The sequence below is a fragment of the Ferrigenium kumadai genome (assembly GCF_018324385.1).
GTDB classification, from domain to species: domain Bacteria; phylum Pseudomonadota; class Gammaproteobacteria; order Burkholderiales; family Gallionellaceae; genus Gallionella; species Gallionella kumadai.
Map to the genome: position 1 here is coordinate 2,146,531 of NZ_AP019536.1, position 15,231 is coordinate 2,161,761.

The 15,231-nt window shown below is 61.9% G+C and carries 17 protein-coding genes; 6 read left to right on the forward strand and 11 right to left on the reverse strand.

What is annotated here, in order from left to right:
* Nucleotides 1-28: 28 nt before the first annotated feature.
* Nucleotides 29-388, forward strand: coding sequence for a four helix bundle protein (locus tag FGKAn22_RS10410; protein WP_212785575.1), 360 nt, complete (start codon nucleotides 29-31; stop codon nucleotides 386-388).
* Nucleotides 389-390: 2 nt separating this feature from the next.
* A complete protein-coding gene (locus tag FGKAn22_RS10415; protein WP_212785576.1) occupies nucleotides 391-930 on the forward strand; it encodes a dihydrofolate reductase in 540 nt (179 codons plus the stop codon).
* A gap of 5 nt (nucleotides 931-935) precedes the next feature.
* On the opposite strand, the gene FGKAn22_RS10420 is transcribed toward FGKAn22_RS10415, so the two are convergent.
* A complete protein-coding gene (locus FGKAn22_RS10420) occupies nucleotides 936-1,862 on the reverse strand; it encodes a hypothetical protein (RefSeq protein ID WP_212785577.1) in 927 nt (308 codons plus the stop codon).
* Nucleotides 1,863-1,996: 134 nt separating this feature from the next.
* Between FGKAn22_RS10420 and FGKAn22_RS10425 the strand changes: the two genes are divergently transcribed.
* The 3 genes from FGKAn22_RS10425 (at nucleotide 1,997) to FGKAn22_RS10440 (ending at nucleotide 5,874) form a co-directional block, all read left to right on the forward strand.
* Nucleotides 1,997-4,111: a peptidase U32 family protein gene (locus FGKAn22_RS10425; protein ID WP_246487391.1), complete on the forward strand. Its 2,115-nt coding sequence runs from the start codon at nucleotides 1,997-1,999 to the stop codon at nucleotides 4,109-4,111.
* Nucleotides 4,112-4,157: 46 nt separating this feature from the next.
* Entirely contained in the window at nucleotides 4,158-4,445 is a 288-nt protein-coding gene (locus FGKAn22_RS10435) for a hypothetical protein (protein ID WP_212785578.1), read from the forward strand.
* Nucleotides 4,446-4,749: 304 nt separating this feature from the next.
* Nucleotides 4,750-5,874 carry a hypothetical protein gene (locus FGKAn22_RS10440; RefSeq protein WP_212785579.1) on the forward strand — a complete coding sequence of 375 codons (1,125 nt, stop codon included), beginning with the start codon at nucleotides 4,750-4,752 and terminating at the stop codon, nucleotides 5,872-5,874.
* Between the two features lie 9 nt (nucleotides 5,875-5,883).
* Here the strand turns inward: FGKAn22_RS10440 and FGKAn22_RS10445 are convergent, their stop codons facing one another.
* From FGKAn22_RS10445 to FGKAn22_RS10460, 4 genes are all read right to left on the reverse strand, one after another.
* Nucleotides 5,884-6,429, reverse strand: coding sequence for a protein disulfide oxidoreductase (locus tag FGKAn22_RS10445; RefSeq protein ID WP_212785580.1), 546 nt, complete (start codon nucleotides 6,427-6,429; stop codon nucleotides 5,884-5,886).
* Nucleotides 6,429-7,496: an alkene reductase gene (locus FGKAn22_RS10450; protein ID WP_212785581.1), complete on the reverse strand. Its 1,068-nt coding sequence runs from the start codon at nucleotides 7,494-7,496 to the stop codon at nucleotides 6,429-6,431. The genes FGKAn22_RS10445 and FGKAn22_RS10450 overlap by 1 nt, the downstream gene beginning before the upstream one ends.
* Nucleotides 7,497-7,550: 54 nt before the next feature.
* Nucleotides 7,551-7,952: a VOC family protein gene (locus FGKAn22_RS10455; protein WP_212785582.1), complete on the reverse strand. Its 402-nt coding sequence runs from the start codon at nucleotides 7,950-7,952 to the stop codon at nucleotides 7,551-7,553.
* Nucleotides 7,953-8,041: 89 nt separating this feature from the next.
* Nucleotides 8,042-8,908: a pirin family protein gene (locus FGKAn22_RS10460; RefSeq protein ID WP_212785583.1), complete on the reverse strand. Its 867-nt coding sequence runs from the start codon at nucleotides 8,906-8,908 to the stop codon at nucleotides 8,042-8,044.
* 91 nt (nucleotides 8,909-8,999) lie between these two features.
* Between FGKAn22_RS10460 and FGKAn22_RS10465 the strand changes: the two genes are divergently transcribed.
* A complete protein-coding gene (locus tag FGKAn22_RS10465; RefSeq protein ID WP_212785584.1) occupies nucleotides 9,000-9,905 on the forward strand; it encodes a LysR family transcriptional regulator in 906 nt (301 codons plus the stop codon).
* A gap of 79 nt (nucleotides 9,906-9,984) precedes the next feature.
* Here the strand turns inward: FGKAn22_RS10465 and FGKAn22_RS10470 are convergent, their stop codons facing one another.
* From FGKAn22_RS10470 to dcd, 6 genes are all read right to left on the reverse strand, one after another.
* Nucleotides 9,985-11,052, reverse strand: a complete 1,068-nt coding sequence (locus tag FGKAn22_RS10470; RefSeq protein WP_212785585.1) for an NADH:flavin oxidoreductase/NADH oxidase — start codon at nucleotides 11,050-11,052, stop codon at nucleotides 9,985-9,987.
* Between the two features lie 40 nt (nucleotides 11,053-11,092).
* Complete coding sequence (locus FGKAn22_RS10475) at nucleotides 11,093-11,515, reverse strand: RNA-binding S4 domain-containing protein (protein WP_212785586.1); 423 nt, start codon at nucleotides 11,513-11,515, stop codon at nucleotides 11,093-11,095.
* Entirely contained in the window at nucleotides 11,512-12,024 is a 513-nt protein-coding gene (locus FGKAn22_RS10480) for an O-acetyl-ADP-ribose deacetylase (protein WP_212785587.1), read from the reverse strand. Before FGKAn22_RS10480 ends, FGKAn22_RS10475 begins: the two co-directional genes overlap by 4 nt.
* A gap of 19 nt (nucleotides 12,025-12,043) precedes the next feature.
* A complete protein-coding gene (locus FGKAn22_RS10485; protein WP_212785588.1) occupies nucleotides 12,044-14,296 on the reverse strand; it encodes an arginine/lysine/ornithine decarboxylase in 2,253 nt (750 codons plus the stop codon).
* A gap of 78 nt (nucleotides 14,297-14,374) precedes the next feature.
* The gene (locus FGKAn22_RS10490; RefSeq protein WP_212785589.1) at nucleotides 14,375-14,596 is read right to left on the reverse strand and encodes a hypothetical protein; all 222 of its coding nucleotides are present in this window, start codon (nucleotides 14,594-14,596) and stop codon (nucleotides 14,375-14,377) included.
* A 4-nt stretch (nucleotides 14,597-14,600) separates the two neighbouring features.
* Entirely contained in the window at nucleotides 14,601-15,167 is a 567-nt protein-coding gene (dcd, locus tag FGKAn22_RS10495) for a dCTP deaminase (RefSeq protein WP_212785590.1), read from the reverse strand.
* Nucleotides 15,168-15,231 lie beyond the last annotated feature (64 nt).

Below are 15,231 nucleotides of genomic sequence, written 5' to 3' on the forward strand. Positions count from 1 at the left end.
GGATACGGAATACAGGGGGCGAGGCGAGATGGATTACCGGGAACTGGTCGTTTGGCAAAAAGCGATGGACTTGGTAACGGAAGTCTATAAGGTCACTGCCGTATTCCCGAATGAAGAACGCTTCGGCCTCTCCTCGCAAGCGAGACGAGCGGCAGTTTCCATTCCCTCCAACATTGCAGAAGGGCATGGCCGCAAAGCGACAGGGGCGTATTTGAACCATATCTCGATTGCCTATGGCTCATTGATGGAACTTGAAACGCAAATGCAAATTGCCGAAAGGCTGAATTTCCTTCCTGCCGAAGAAGTTTCGGCCATCCTGGAAAAGATTTCAGAAATCGCCCGGATGCTCAACGGTCTGAAAAAATCGCTCTCTGCGAAAGAAGCATAACCATGCATTCCTCCACACCTTCCCCTGTATCCCGTATCCGGCATCCTGAATCCCGCCTTTCCATCCTCGTGGCGATGGCGAAGAACCGCACCATTGGCGTGAACAACACCCTGCCTTGGCGCTGCCCGGAAGACCTGAAGCACTTCAAGGCGCTGACCATGGGGCATCACATGATCATGGGACGCAAGACGTTCGACTCCATCGGCAAGCCACTGCCGGGACGTACCACGGTGGTGGTGACGCGCGACAGGAACCTGAAGATCGAAGGCTGCGTGATGGCGCATTCGCTGCAGGATGCGATCGCGGCTTGCGCAAATGACAGCGAGGTATTCATCGTCGGCGGCGCCGAGATCTATACACAATCGCTGGACTTGGCGGACACGCTCTACATCACCGAGATCCAGCAGGACGTCGAAGGTGACGCGCACTTCCCGGAGTTCGACAGGAACGTATGGCAGGAAACCGCGCGCGAGGTGCGCAGCCAGCAGGAACCGCAGCCGCTGGAATACCACTTCGTCACCTACCGCCGCAAGGGCCGGTAACGGCCTTATCGGCTGGCCGGCAACTTTCTCCGAAATACGTAAACGGCAGGCTCCAGTTCGGGCGGCAGCACCAGCGCACCCAGCCTTTTATCCTCTTCAAGATCGAAAACGGATTGCCGCAAGTAGTCTTTCCAGTTGCCGAAAGCGAACTGGTGACGGCTGCCGATGACGATATACAGCTGCACGCTGGGCGTATCGAACACATGGCGCTCGAAATCGTTCTGCGCCGGCGGCCAGGAACAGATGACCACCTCCGGCGCATAGGCTGCCAGCGCCTCTCGCGCATCAAGCTTGGCCACCCATTCCGGGTACTGCACCGCCTGGCTCCAGCCGTGGTTGTCCGTTGCGGTGAGCTCCACACCGCTATCCTTCAGGAACCGTGTCAGGGTACCGTCCCCCGCCCCGATCTCCAGGCAGTTTCTGGACTCGATCATCCCGGCCAAGGCTTCGATCAGTTCGCGCGAGTAGAAACAATAGATCCCTTTAGGCTGAACCAGCGGCATCAGCCGCTTCTTCTGCCAGACCAGCGGCCAGAGCAGGCGGAACCAGGAGAGCGAGACAGGCTTGCGTTCCAGCCCCCGTGCAAACAGCAGCCTCTGGGCGATGAAGCCGTTGAGCCAGTTGAAGCGCAGCTTGCCTTTCTTCACGCCCGTATCCGCAGCCAGCGTGGACAGGCAAAGTTTCTTGACGGACTCGTGAGCCATACGGCTACGGACGAATTGCGACAGGGCGGCGTCCCTGTTCTGCTGGGGCGTCCGCGCGGACAGGCGTTCCAGATAAGCCTTCAGTTCTTCCGCGACGCCGCGCTCGACGATGGCAGAGATATCCTGCTGCACCCGCGCCCACTCCTCCGGAAATCTGGCGCAAAGCTCGTCCAGGGAGGGATTCGTCTTCAGCCACTCCAGCGTTTTCGCGTAGTCCGCTTGCTTCATGGGGATAGTTCGACCTTGCCGTATTGAGTCCAGCTGTCGCCGGATGGTGGATTTGAGCCGATATTACACATCAGATTGCCATTTGACGAGCCATCCCGGACAAGGCGAGCCGCCCCGTCCGGTATAATTGCACCATGTCTGAATACCTCTCTTCCCAAGCCCTCGAGCTGCTCGCCCCCGCCAAGAATACCGACATCGCCCGCGAGGCCATCCTCCACGGCGCGGATGCCGTCTATATCGGCGGGCCCTCATTCGGCGCACGCGACAAGGCGGGCAACTCGCTCGCAGACATCGCCGCACTGGTCGAATTTGCGCACCGGTTCCGCGCGAAGATCTTCGTCACCCTCAACACCATCCTGCATGACGCCGAACTCGAAGCTGCACGGAAACTCGCGCATGACTGCTACGACGCGGGCGTGGACGCGCTGATCGTGCAGGACATGGGCCTGCTGGAACTCGACCTGCCGCCCATAGCACTGCACGCATCCACCCAGTGCGACATCCGCACGCCAGAGAAGGCGCGCTTCCTCGCCGATGTCGGCTTCTCGCAGATCGTGCTGGCGCGCGAACTCACCATCTCGGAGATCGCCCGGGTGCACGCCGCCGTGCCTGCCGATACCGTGATCGAGCACTTCATCCACGGCGCACTGTGCGTGGCCTATTCCGGCCAGTGCTACATCAGCCACGCGCACACCGGGCGCTCTGCTAACCGCGGCGACTGTTCGCAGGCCTGCCGCCTGCCCTACACGCTGACCGATGGACAGGGCCGCGTGGTCGCCTATGACAAGCACCTGCTGTCGGTGAAGGACAACAACCAGAGCGACAACTTGCGCGCCCTGATCGCCGCGGGCGTGCGCAGCTTCAAGATCGAGGGGCGCTACAAGGATGCGCCTTACGTGAAGAACATCACCGGGCACTACCGCCAGTTGCTGGACGGGATACTGGAAGAACGTACGGATCTGCATGCCGCATCCAGCGGCAAGACGAAACTGCTGTTCACGCCCGATCCGGACAAGACCTTCCATCGCGGAGCGACAGATTATTTCTCGAACGGCCGCAAGTCAGACATCGGTGCATTCGACACACCCACCTTCGCGGGCACGCTGATCGGCCAGGTGAGCAAGATCGGCCCAGACTGGTTCGAGATTGAAACGGACGAGACGCTGGCAAACGGCGACGGCCTCAACTACCTGCACAAGCGCGAAACGCACGGCATTCGCGCGAACAGCGTGCGCCAAGTTGAAACGGCCAGGGGGATGGCCAAGGCGTGGCGCATATGGCCCAACGAAAAGATGTTCGAATTGGCCGGCCTGCGCATCGGCCTCGACATCAACCGCAACAGCGACCACGCGTGGGAACAAGCGCTCGCCAAAAAATCCGCCGAGCGCAAGATCGGCATCAGCGCGGCGTTCGCCGAAACCGCCGACGGTTTCTCGCTCACGCTGCGGGACGAGGACAGCATCACTGCGACCTCCGCCATCGCCTTCGACAAGCAGCCCGCGCAACATCCGGCAGAAGCGGAAGGCAGCGTACGCGAACAACTGTCGCGCTTCGGCAACACCGATTTCGAGCTGCGCGATGTAGGAGCGGGCCCTGCTGCGAAAGGGTCGCTGCGCAGCAGCGGGGCACCCGCCGGCGTCCCCCTTGCGGGGGCCCGCGACACAAAAAATGATCGCGGGCAGGGCCCGCTCCTACAGCCGGATGATGAGTCTTCAGCAATCACCATCCACTGGGACCAGCCCTGGTTCGTCCCGAGCTCCGCACTTAACAAGCTGCGCCGAGACGCCGTGGAAAGACTCGAAGCGGCGCGCCTCGCCGCTTACGTGCGCCCGCTGAGCAAGACCGCGATCGAGCCCCCCGCGAAGTACCCGGAAGAATCGCTCTCCTACCTCGCCAACGTATACAACAGTGCCGCGCAGGCCTTCTATGCAAGGCACGGCGTGAAGCTGGTCGAGGCCGCCTATGAGCAGCACCAGGAAGCGGGCGAGGTCTCGCTGATGATCACGCGCCACTGCATCCGCTACTCCCTGAGCCTGTGCCCGAAACAGGCCAAGGGCGTGACCGGCGTGCAAGGCACGGTGCGCGCCGAGCCGATGACGCTGGTCAACGGCAGCGAGAAGCTGCGGCTGGAATTCGACTGCAAGGCGTGCGAGATGCACGTCATGGGCAAGATGAAGAAACACATCCTGAAGACACCGCCGCCAACGGCCGTGCCGGTGACGTTTCATCCCCGCCATTCGCAAAAATAATCCAACTCCGGTACATTAGGCTCCTCATCCACGTGAGGAGCGATGCATGAAAACCACAATTATGAATGTGATTGTCGTTGCAGCATTGTCATTCAGCGGTGCGGCGCTTGCCGCCGCGGAGACGGCGGGCAAGGTACAGACTCCCGCAGCCCCACCTGCGGCACCGGCATCAGCAGTGCCGCCCGCCCCTGCGCAGGCAGCTCAGCCAGCAGCCAAACCTCTGGCTCCAGCCAAGCACGCCAAAGCAAAAAAACCGCGCCCGAAGAATCTCGACCTGAGGCATTGCCTGGATCTGGAGACTGACGCAGCCATTGCCAAGTGCGCAGGTGAGTAGGCGCATTTTTTAGGTCGGCAAGGCAACGCCTGCATCAACAATTAAAGGGACGCTCGAGATGTCTTTAAAACATTTCGAGCCCCTTTGGCTATTCCTGTAATTTGACTCAGCAAACGTTGATGGGGGTCGAAGGACGACCTCCTTTTCGAAGAGTGCGCGCACTCCCCTCTGACTAGCGCCTTGCCACAGTGCGCCGCCATTTGCCGGTTCGCTGCCCTCAGTTCCTTGTAATTATCCGGTTGCTTGGGTACAGTTGCGCCGCAAAATTCGGCGCTTCGATACTAAAAAAAGGATGCGGAACGAGATGGATATTCGGCAAAGTACCGGGGGAATTCTGATTCGCGGGGAAAGCGCCCCGGATATGGCTGAAACAGGTCGCAAGTTCTTTGAACAGGCTGCCGCTCACGGTATCGACCAGTATATGGAGGCCACCGACGCAGGCGAGCAAGGCGTCCGATTCCGGCTGCGCCCGGATTTGCGGCACCAGTGGGCGCCGGGTTGCGACACACGGCAACTTTGCGAGAGGCTCGGCCTCGATTCCCTGTCGAATCCCTCCGATCTCGAAAAGGAAATTTTGCTGGCGATGCTATTGGGGCCGGTGACATTCGAGTACCCGAGTCATGACGAGCTCGTCGCATCGATACGCGTCCGGCGGAACGTCGCCGAGGCGGCCCGCCGCACGGCGCTCGCCTTCCACACCAGCAAGATCGAACGGCCCACGGATTACTGGACTTACACGGAAGAACGCGGCTTTACCATCCTGCCGGGCAAGCCGCTGATCGAGGCGCTGCGCAAGGCGACCCAACCGGAGGTGTCCGGCCAGCAATATTCCTTCTCCTGCTACCGCGCCACGGAATACGTGATGCTGCTCGGCATCGCGCAGGAACTCGCCACATGCAATCCGGTGCTGCTGCAGCAGCTTCAGCGGCAATGGGAATCGCGGGCCATCATGTCGCGGCAGTACCACGACGTTTTCCTGCGGGAATATGGTTCGATGGACGAGCCATTGCCGCCGGGATACTACGTTCCGGGTGAGCGCCTGTGGTTCCGCAATCCGGACGAGCGCTCCGCGGATGTTTCCGGTTACGAGGGCTCCTGGGTCATCTATATGGGGGGCGGTTTGTTTACCAATTTCTGGAATTGCGACAAGCCTTACACCCTGGCATCGAAATGTATCGAGATCTACCACTGGCGCGACGGGGTTTATCAGGATGCCGAGGGCAATTCGCAGATGGATGAAGCCATCGTCGAGGAGCGCGTCCGCGCCACGTTGAGCACCCCCGGTGAGGTCGAGCGCATTCTCAACCGGATGATGCGAATGCGGGACCCCCAGGACGTTTATGCAGATGGCGGCTGCATCGATGCCTCTCGCGAATACGCGCGCTGGATCTGCCCCAGCACCGCCGACCTCATCCTGCCCCAAGAATAGCCATCCGAATCAAACGATTCCGGCCAACCAAAGCCGCAGCCTGAGCCCGATCTCCGTGGTGTAGCCGACCTCGATAAAGCTTATCTCGCCGTCCGGCGCGACGATGAAGCTCGCGGGCACGGCATGCACGCCCCATGTCCTCGAGATGCTGCCGTCCGCATCGTTCACCGCCGGAAAAGCGATGCCCTGTTCGCGCATGTGCCGTACGACTTCTTCCGGCCTGCCGCTCTGCATTGCGACGGTGATGGTGTCCGGATGGTCCTTCGCGATGGCGGCGATGCTGCCCTGTTCGGCACGACAGACCGGACACCAGCTCGCCCAGAAATGCACCAGCACGGGACGTTCGGGATGCGCGGGCAAGATGTAGTTCTGGCCCGCGAGCGTGACGCCCTGTAACTCCGGGGCTGCGCCGCCGGCCATGTCGCGCTGCTGCCAGGCGCGTATGCCAACGACGACTGCGACGAACAGCAGTACGGTGAGGGCATTCTTCAGGAACGGACCGGGCTTGCGCACCCGGGACAGCCGTCGCACCAGCTCGCAGGTGAGGCAACGCATCAAAGGTCCGTGTATCCCTTTTCGCCCGGCGTGTAGAAGGTGTCGGGGTCCGGCGCGGCCAGCGGGCTGCCGTTGCGCAGTTTCTCCACCAGGTCCGGATTGGCGAGGAACGGGCGGCCGAAGGCGACGAGATCGCCGCGTTGCGCGTCGAGGTCCGCATTCGCGCGCGCCAGGTCATAGCCGCCGGAGAGGATGTATTTGCCTTTGAAGCCGGCGCGTATCTTCGCCTTGATTACGGGACTGACTTCGGGCGCCCCCATCGAGCTGTGGTCGACGACGTGGATGTATGCCAGGCCGATGCCGCTCAGCTCGGCCATCAGGCGTTCATACATCGCATCCATTTCGGCATCGGGCGCCATGCCGTTGAACACACCATAGGGCGAGACTCGCATGCCGATGCGCTCCGCGCCGATGGCGGCGGCACATGCCCGCGCGACTTCCACGGCGAAGCGGATACGGTTTTCGATGCTGCCGCCCCATCGGTCGGCGCGCTTGTTCGAGGCGGTATTGAGGAACTGGTCGATCAGATAGCCGTTGGCCCCGTGCAGCTCAATGCCGTCGAAGCCCGCTTCAATGGCACGCTTGGCGGAGTGGGCATATTCGGCGATGGCATGATCGATGTCGGCCTCGCTCATCTCGACGGGTGCCGGCTGCGGCTGCGGCCCGTCACTGTCCGTCCACATCGTGCCGGGTGCTGCGATGGCGGATGGCGCGAGTATCCTGGTTCCGGCCGGCATGTTTGCGGGATGGCTGACGCGGCCGGTATGCATCAGTTGTATGAAGATCAGACCACCATCCCGGTGCACGGCGTCGGTCACCAGGCGCCAGCCCTGTACTTGCGCATCCGAATACATACCGGGGATGCGGGCATAGCCCAGGCCGTTCGGCGATGGCGAAGTTCCTTCGGTGATGATGAGCCCTGCCCCGGCGCGCATGCCGTAGTACTTTGCCATCAGCTCGTTCGGCACGTTGCCGATGGCACGGCTGCGGGTCATCGGCGACATGACGATGCGGTTCTTCAGTTGCAGTTTGCCAAGCGCGGCGGGGGTGAACAGGGTGGTGGTCATCTTGTGCTCCTTGGTTCGTTTGAAATCATGTGAAAAACCAACCGTTTCGTACATCTATTTTCCTGGCCATATGAATTCCACACGGATGCCGCTTGGCTCATGGCACATCATATGTTTCGCAGGCCCCTGTCCCAATCGCTCCGGGGCGAATTCAATGCTGGTTCCGTTGTCTGTGAGTCGCTTGTGAATCCTGATCAAGTCATCCTCGTTTTCAACATTAAAAGCCACGTGGTGCAGCCCGATATTCTTATGCCTGTTGAATTGGACGGATGGCTCATCCTTGATCGCCCAAAGGGTAACCATGATGCTGCCATCGCTTACATAAATGGCCGGATAGCCTTCATTCCTGCGCACTTCCTTCCAGCCGAGCAAAGAGGTAAAAAAGTTTGCACTTTCCTCCAGCTTCGATACGGCAAGCCCGATATGATGCGCACCGTTTGTAATCGGTTTATTCATGGTGCCCCTTTAAAGTGACATGGTAAATCATGCAAAGCGGCCGGAACCAAAACGCAGTTTCGGTGCAGGCTAACACCGCCCAGCGGATGTTAAGCGAAGCGGCCGGAACCAAAATCCTGCAGCGCCCGCTGTATCTCTTCCGGCGTATTCATCACGAACGGCCCGTACTGCACGATGGCCTCGTTGAGCGGCTTACCGGCGACGAGGATCAGGCGGGCATCCTCCGTCGACGCGATGACCACGCCATCGGCTTCCGGCGTGTTGCTCAATATCCCCATGCGGTGCGATTCGACCGGCGTATCGCCGACTTGCACCGCGCCGCGATAGACGTAGATGAAGGCGTTATGCGAGGCCGGTACCGCGGTTGAAAATCCGGCGCCTGCCGGGATGTGGATGTCGAGGTACAGCGGCTCGGTGATCTCGCGCGTGACCGCACCCGCCACGCCGTTGCTGCTCCCGGCGATCACGCGCACGGTCACACCATCGGGCGTCACATATTCGGGGATCGCCTCGCTGGGAAAATCCCGGTACCAGGGCTCACGCATCTTGTTCTGCGCGGGCAGGTTTAGCCACAGCTGGAAGCCCTCCATCACGCCGTTTTCCTGCTCGGGAATCTCGGAGTGGATCACGCCGCGCCCGGCGATCATCCACTGCACGCCGCCGTTTTGCAGCAGCCCTTCATGCCCCGCGCTGTCGCGATGCCGCATGCGCCCGGCGAGCATGTAGGTCACCGTCTCGAAGCCGCGATGCGGATGGTCCGGAAAGCCCGCGATGTAGTCGTCCGGGTTGTCGCTGCCGAACGCGTCCAGCATCAGGAAAGGATCGAGACGGCGTTGCAGTTTGCCGGTGAGCACGCGGGTCAGCTTCACGCCCGCGCCATCCGACGTGGCGACACCTTCGACGAGACGTTCGATGCCGCGCGATTGGTGCACGGCTGTCTGAGCGATTGTGTTCATGATCGACTCCTCTAGTGAGTGAAGATGACTGCATCTTATGCGTATCGAAAACATAGATAAAGCCAGCATTACGGGATAGACTATCCCGATAATGGAACAAAAGAACCTCTCTGCCGATGACCTGATCCTGTTCGCGACCATCGTCGAACAGGTGAGCCTCGTTCGCGCCGCCGAACATCTCGCCATGCCCAAAGCCACGGTCTCGCGCCGCTTGGCGAACCTGGAAGCGGCACTGGGCCAGCGTCTGTTGATACGCACCACACGCCGCCTGACGCTCACCGAATTCGGCCAGGAGTTTCTCGACCATTGCCGCCGCGTCGCCGAGGAAGTCGCGACCACGCAGGACTTCGTGCGCAGCCAGGATGTGCAGCCGCGCGGACGGTTGCGCATCTCGATGCCGGCCGATTACGCGGAGCAACGGCTATCGCGCGCGATAGCTACCTTCATCGAAACCTGCCCCGAGATCGAGATCGAGCTGGACCTGTCCGCCCGGCGCGTCGACCTGATCGGCGAACGTTTCGACCTGGCGATACGCATAGGTCCGCTGGATGACGATGCGACACTGGTGGCGCGCAAGATAGACGAACTGTGCCCCCATCTTTATGCCAGCCCGATCTATCTCGCGTTGCATCCGCTGCCGCAGCATCCCGACGACCTGATGACGCACAGTGCGGTGCGCATGCTGTCCGGTCGCGGTGCGGCGATCCCGTGGAAACTGACCCGCGGAAAAGAGAGCTGGGCAAACGTCCCTCCCGGCAGACTCACCATAAACTCGCCGAGCGTGATCCACCAGCTCTTGCTGGAGGGGGCCGGCATCGGCGTGTTACCGGACTACTTTGCTGAAGAGGATGTGCGTCGCAAACGGCTGGTGCGCGTGCTGCCGGACTGGTCGCTGCCGGTTGTCCCCGTGTGGGCAGTGATGCCGATGCGCCGCTACCTGCCGGCCAAGACGCGCGTCTTCCTCGCACATCTCGAGCGGTTCATGGCGAAGGGCTGAAAGGTCCCGGAGTCTGCCAAGTCGGACGGGGCCGCAGGGCTTCGCTCGCTTATGCTCATTCGTTGCAGCCTGTGGGTTGTCATGCCGGCTTGGCGCGCAAATACTGCTTCGGCCATTCCACTTCCGCGCCCAGTTCGCGCGCCGCATGCAGCGGCCAGTACGGATCACGCAGCAATTCCCGTGCGAGCAGCACCGCATCCGCGAGGCCGGTGGCGACGATCTGCTCGGCCTGCGCCGCGTCGGTGATGAGGCCGACCGCACCGACGGCGATCCCCGCTTCCTGTCGGATGGCGGTGGCAAAGGGCGTCTGGAAGCCGGGGCCAGCGGGAATCCTGGCGTCGGGGGTGAGCCCGCCGCTGGAACAGTCGATCAGGTCCACGCCGGTCTCTTTAAGCCAGCGGCACAGCGCAACCGACTGCGCCAAATCCCAGCCCCCCTCCACCCAATCCGAGGCAGAGATGCGCACGAACAGCGGCAGGTTATGCGGCCAGACCTCGCGCACCGCGTGCGCCACCCGCAGCGGCAGGCACGCGCGGTTCTCCAGGCTGCCGCCGTAATCGTCGGTGCGGCGGTTGGTGAGCGGCGACAGAAACTGGTGCAGCAGGTAACCGTGCGCCATGTGGATCTCCACCACCTTGAAGCCGGCAGCGAGTGCACGCTTGGCGGCATCGGTGAAACTTTGCACGATGCCGTCCAGTTCCGTCACAGTCAGTTCACGCGGCATCGGCGATTCCCGCGAGAAGGGGACGGCGCTCGGCGCGACCACCTGCCACCCGCCCTGCTCCGGCCTGAGCGGGCTGCCGCTGAGCCAGGGAGCGTCGGTGGACGCCTTGCGACCTGCGTGTGCGAGCTGGATGGCGGGAACCGCGCCGTGTTCGGCGATGAAGCGCGCGATGGGCGCGAACGCCTCAGCCTGACGGTCGTTCCACAAACCGAGGTCATGGGGCGAGATGCGGCCCTCTGCAGCCACGGCGGTCGCCTCGACCATCACCAGTCCGGCGCCACCGACCGCGCGGCTGCCCAGATGCACGAGGTGCCAGTCGTTGGGCACGCCCTCCAGCGCAGAGTACTGGCACATGGGCGAGACGAAGATGCGGTTCCTGAATGTGGTGCTGCGCAACCTGAAACTCGAAAACAGTTTGCTCATGCGTTCATCCTCCTTGCGACTTCGGTTGGACTGGCAATGCTCAATCAGGCTCGAAACTTCCCCACGCCCCGCCCTTCCTGCTTCCCGACTCGAAGCGCTCGATCTCGCGCCGGTCGCGCTTGGTCGGCCTGCCCTTGAATGAAGGTTGAGGCATCAATTTGAGCTGGGCGGAGAGCGCTTCGCGTTTCGCCCTGCTTTCCTCGGTCTCTCGGTAGAGCTTCTGGGCCTCCGATGCGGGGCCGCGTTTACCGGAGATTGCGAGCACTTCAACATCGAAGCGGTACTGCCCGGCGCGTATCTCCAGCCGGTCGCCCACGCCCACGGCCTTCGCGGGTTTGATGCGCGCTTCGTTCATCGTGACCTTGCCGCTCTCCACCGCGTCGGCGGCAAGGCTGCGCGTCTTGAAGAATCTCGCAGCCCACAGCCATTTGTCTATACGCAGTTTGCCGGTTTCTTCAGTCATGCGGATGCCAGGAGTTTTTCGTAGACGGCGAGATCGCCGCCGGAGAAACAACAGAAGACCACTTCCTCGATGCTCTTCAATTCATGCAGCATTTGCCTGACGGTCTGCACCGCGATGCTCGCGGCCTGCTCGAAGGGATAGCCGTAGACGCCGGTACTGATGGAGGGAAATGCGATGGAGCGGACGCCGTGTTGCGCGGCCACTTCGAGCGAGCGGCGGTAGCAGGAGGCGAGCAGCTCCGGCTCGCCGTGCGTGCCGCCGTTCCAGACGGGGCCGACGGTATGGACGACGAGCTTCGCGGGAAGGCGATAGCCCTTGGTAAGCTTGGCGTCGCCCGTCGCACAGCCGCCGAGGGTGCGGCATTCGGCCAGCAGCTCCGCCCCTGCCGCGCGGTGGATCGCGCCGTCCACCCCGCCACCACCCAACAGCGAGTGGTTCGCCGCATTCACGATGGCGTCGACCTTGAGGGTGGTGATGTCTGCCCTTACTGCGTGGATCAGCGCGGACATGGCACGGGGCGGGGTGAGGTTAACCCTGCTTCACGCAGTCCACGAAGTAGCGCTTCACGCCGTCCACTTCTTCCGCGACCAGGCCATGGATGTCGGTCTCGAAGCCCGGCAGGCGCTGATTGAAGTCGCGCGCGAACTTCAGGTAGTCGACGATGGTCTTGTTGAATATCTCGCCCGGAATCAGCAGCGGGATGCCCGGCGGATAAGGCGTGAGCAGCACGGCGGTGATGCGGCCCTCGAGCTTGTCGATCTCGACGCGCTCGATCTCGTCGTGCGCCATCTTCGCGAAAGCGTCGGACGGCTTCATCGCCGGCTGCATGTCGGACAGGTACATCTCTGTCGTCATGCGCGCCACGTTGTGTTTGTTGTAGGCGTCGTGGATCTGCTGGCACAGGTCGCGCAGGCCGGTGCGCTCGTATTGCGGGAACCGCGCGGCGAACTCCGGCAGGATGCGCCAGATCGGCTGGTTCTTGTCGTAGTCGTCCTTGAACTGCTGCAACGCGGTGAGCAGCGTGTTCCAGCGGCCCTTGGTGATGCCGATGGTGAACATGATGAAGAACGAGTACAGGCCGCACTTCTCCACGATCACGCCGTGCTCGGAGAGGTACTTGGTGACCATGGACGCGGGGATGCCGGAATCAGAGAAGTCGCCGTCCACGTCCAGTCCCGGCGTGATGATGGTCGCCTTGATCGGGTCGAGCATGTTGAAGCCTTCGGCCAGCTTGCCGAAGCCGTGCCACTTGTCGGAAGCCTTCAGCACCCAGTCTTCGCGCGAACCCACGCCCTCCTCGGCGATGTCGTTCGGCCCCCAGACCTTGAACCACCAGTCCTGGCCGAATTCCTCGTCCACCTTCTTCATCGCGCGGCGGAAGTCCATCGCCTCGGCGATGCTCTCTTCCACCAGCGCGGTGCCGCCCGGCGGCTCCATCATCGCGGCGGCCACGTCGCACGAGGCGATGATGGAATACTGCGGCGAAGTCGAGGTGTGCATCAGGTAGGCCTCGTTGAACACGTGGCTGTTGAGCTTGCGGCTCTGCGACTCGCGCACCAGGATCTGCGATGCCTGCGACAGGCCCGCCAGCAGCTTGTGCGTGGACTGCGTCGCGAAGATCATCGATTCCTGCGCGCGCGGCCGGTCCTTGCCGATCGCGTGCATGTCCTTGTAGAAGTCATGGAACGCCGCGTGCGGCAGCCAGGCCTCGTCGAAGTGCAGCGTGTCGATGCGGCCGTCCAGCATCTCCTTCAGCATCTCGACGTTGTAAACCACGCCGTCGTAAGTGCTCTGCGTGATGGTGAGGATGCGCGGCTTCTTGGTTTTGTCCTTGATGAACGGGTTCGCGTCGATCTTGCGCTGGATGCTCGCCGGCTCGAACTCCGATTTCGGGATCGGGCCGATGATGCCATAGTGGTTGCGTGTCGGCGTCAGGAACACCGGCACCGCGCCGGTCATCATGATCGAGTGCAGGATGGACTTGTGGCAGTTGCGGTCCACCACGACGATGTCGTCCGGCGCTACGGTCGAGTGCCACACGATCTTGTTCGAGGTCGAAGTGCCGTTGGTGACGAAGAACAGGTGGTCGGAATTGAAGATGCGCGCGGCGTTGCGCTCGGAAGCGGCCACCGGGCCGGTGTGGTCGAGGAGCTGGCCGAGTTCGTCCACCGCGTTGCACACGTCGGCGCGCAGCATGTTCTCGCCGAAGAACTGGTGGAACATCTGGCCCACCGGCGACTTCAGAAACGCCACGCCGCCCGAATGGCCCGGGCAGTGCCAGGAATACGAACCATCCTGCGCGTAGTGCAGCAGCGCGCGGAAGAACGGCGGTGCGAGCGAATCCAGGTAGGACTTCGCCTCGCGGATGATGTGGCGCGCCACGAACTCGGGCGTGTCCTCGTGCATGTGGATGAAGCCGTGCAGTTCGCGCAGGATGTCGTTCGGGATGTGGCGCGAGGTGCGCGTTTCGCCGTACAGATAGATGGGGATATCCGCGTTCTTGAAGCGGATCTCCTCGACGAAGGCGCGCAGGGTCTTCAGCGCCGCTTCAGTCTCTTCCGCGCTGCCGCCGCCGAATTCCTCATCGTCGATGGAAAGCAGGAACGCCGAGGCGCGGCTCTGCTGCTGCGCGAACGAGGTCAGGTCGCCATAGCTGGTGACGCCGAGGACTTCCATGCCTTCGTTCTCGATCGCAGCGGCCAGCGCGCGAATGCCCAGACCGCTGGCATTTTCGGAACGGAAATCTTCGTCGATGATGACTATTGGGAATCTAAATTTCATGGCTCACTCCCGAAGGGGGTAAAAATTGGCGCGGATTGTCGCAGATTTACGGCTACTGTGTGTCAGGACGTCGGGAAATCACTCATCCTGCGGATAGGGATTCTCCAGGGATGCCACCAGCTCGGCCAGCACCGCCCGGAACTGCTGTTCGTCGCAGCCCATCAGCACGGCGTCCTCCAGCGCATCCTGGCAGACCTGGCGGATCTCGACGAGGTTCTCCTGCAGCACCTTGTTCTTCTCCACGCAGGCGATGACATCCCCCTTGGGAGAACGCCATACTATCCTCTTACGGTGAGGCATCGGATCAGATCTTCGGCAAGGTCACGCCGACCTGGCCCTGGTACTTGCCGCCGCGGTCCTTGTACGAGGTCTCGCAGATCTCGTCCGACTCGAAGAACAGCACCTGAGCCACACCCTCGTTGGCATAGATCTTCGCGGGCAGCGGCGTGGTGTTGGAGAACTCCAGCGTGACGTAGCCTTCCCATTCCGGCTCGAACGGCGTGACGTTGACGATGATGCCGCAACGCGCATAGGTCGACTTGCCCAGGCACACGGTCAGCACGCTGCGCGGGATGCGGAAGTATTCCACGGTGCGCGCCAGCGCGAAGGAGTTGGGCGGGATGACGCAGTAATCCGCCTCGACCTTCACGAACGAGTTGGGGTCGAAGTTCTTGGGATCGACGATGGTGCTGTTGATGTTGGTGAACAGCTTGAATTCGTTGGAACAGCGGATGTCGTAGCCGTAGCTGGACGTGCCGTAGGACACGATCCTCTGGCCGTTCACTTCCTTCACCTGGTTCGGCTCGAACGGCTCGATCATGCCGTGCTCCTCCGCCATGCGCCGTATCCACTTGTCTGATTTGATGCTCATCGTGCTTCCTTGATGGGTTTGTGCGGGCGCGATTTTAACCAATTAGCCGCCGGAGCGTGTGATT

What these genes read in the sequence shown, in the direction of transcription:
- FGKAn22_RS10410 (WP_212785575.1), top strand. Translation starts at nt 29, where the DNA reads ATGGATTACCGGGAACTGGTCGTTTGGCAAAAAGCGATGGACTTGGTA.
- FGKAn22_RS10415 (WP_212785576.1), top strand. Translation starts at nt 391, where the DNA reads ATGCATTCCTCCACACCTTCCCCTGTATCCCGTATCCGGCATCCTGAA.
- FGKAn22_RS10420 (WP_212785577.1), bottom strand. Translation starts at nt 1,862, where the DNA reads ATGAAGCAAGCGGACTACGCGAAAACGCTGGAGTGGCTGAAGACGAAT.
- FGKAn22_RS10425 (WP_246487391.1), top strand. Translation starts at nt 1,997, where the DNA reads ATGTCTGAATACCTCTCTTCCCAAGCCCTCGAGCTGCTCGCCCCCGCC.
- FGKAn22_RS10435 (WP_212785578.1), top strand. Translation starts at nt 4,158, where the DNA reads ATGAAAACCACAATTATGAATGTGATTGTCGTTGCAGCATTGTCATTC.
- FGKAn22_RS10440 (WP_212785579.1), top strand. Translation starts at nt 4,750, where the DNA reads ATGGATATTCGGCAAAGTACCGGGGGAATTCTGATTCGCGGGGAAAGC.
- FGKAn22_RS10445 (WP_212785580.1), bottom strand. Translation starts at nt 6,429, where the DNA reads ATGCGTTGCCTCACCTGCGAGCTGGTGCGACGGCTGTCCCGGGTGCGC.
- FGKAn22_RS10450 (WP_212785581.1), bottom strand. Translation starts at nt 7,496, where the DNA reads ATGACCACCACCCTGTTCACCCCCGCCGCGCTTGGCAAACTGCAACTG.
- FGKAn22_RS10455 (WP_212785582.1), bottom strand. Translation starts at nt 7,952, where the DNA reads ATGAATAAACCGATTACAAACGGTGCGCATCATATCGGGCTTGCCGTA.
- FGKAn22_RS10460 (WP_212785583.1), bottom strand. Translation starts at nt 8,908, where the DNA reads ATGAACACAATCGCTCAGACAGCCGTGCACCAATCGCGCGGCATCGAA.
- FGKAn22_RS10465 (WP_212785584.1), top strand. Translation starts at nt 9,000, where the DNA reads ATGGAACAAAAGAACCTCTCTGCCGATGACCTGATCCTGTTCGCGACC.
- FGKAn22_RS10470 (WP_212785585.1), bottom strand. Translation starts at nt 11,052, where the DNA reads ATGAGCAAACTGTTTTCGAGTTTCAGGTTGCGCAGCACCACATTCAGG.
- FGKAn22_RS10475 (WP_212785586.1), bottom strand. Translation starts at nt 11,515, where the DNA reads ATGACTGAAGAAACCGGCAAACTGCGTATAGACAAATGGCTGTGGGCT.
- FGKAn22_RS10480 (WP_212785587.1), bottom strand. Translation starts at nt 12,024, where the DNA reads ATGTCCGCGCTGATCCACGCAGTAAGGGCAGACATCACCACCCTCAAG.
- FGKAn22_RS10485 (WP_212785588.1), bottom strand. Translation starts at nt 14,296, where the DNA reads ATGAAATTTAGATTCCCAATAGTCATCATCGACGAAGATTTCCGTTCC.
- FGKAn22_RS10490 (WP_212785589.1), bottom strand. Translation starts at nt 14,596, where the DNA reads ATGCCTCACCGTAAGAGGATAGTATGGCGTTCTCCCAAGGGGGATGTC.
- dcd (WP_212785590.1), bottom strand. Translation starts at nt 15,167, where the DNA reads ATGAGCATCAAATCAGACAAGTGGATACGGCGCATGGCGGAGGAGCAC.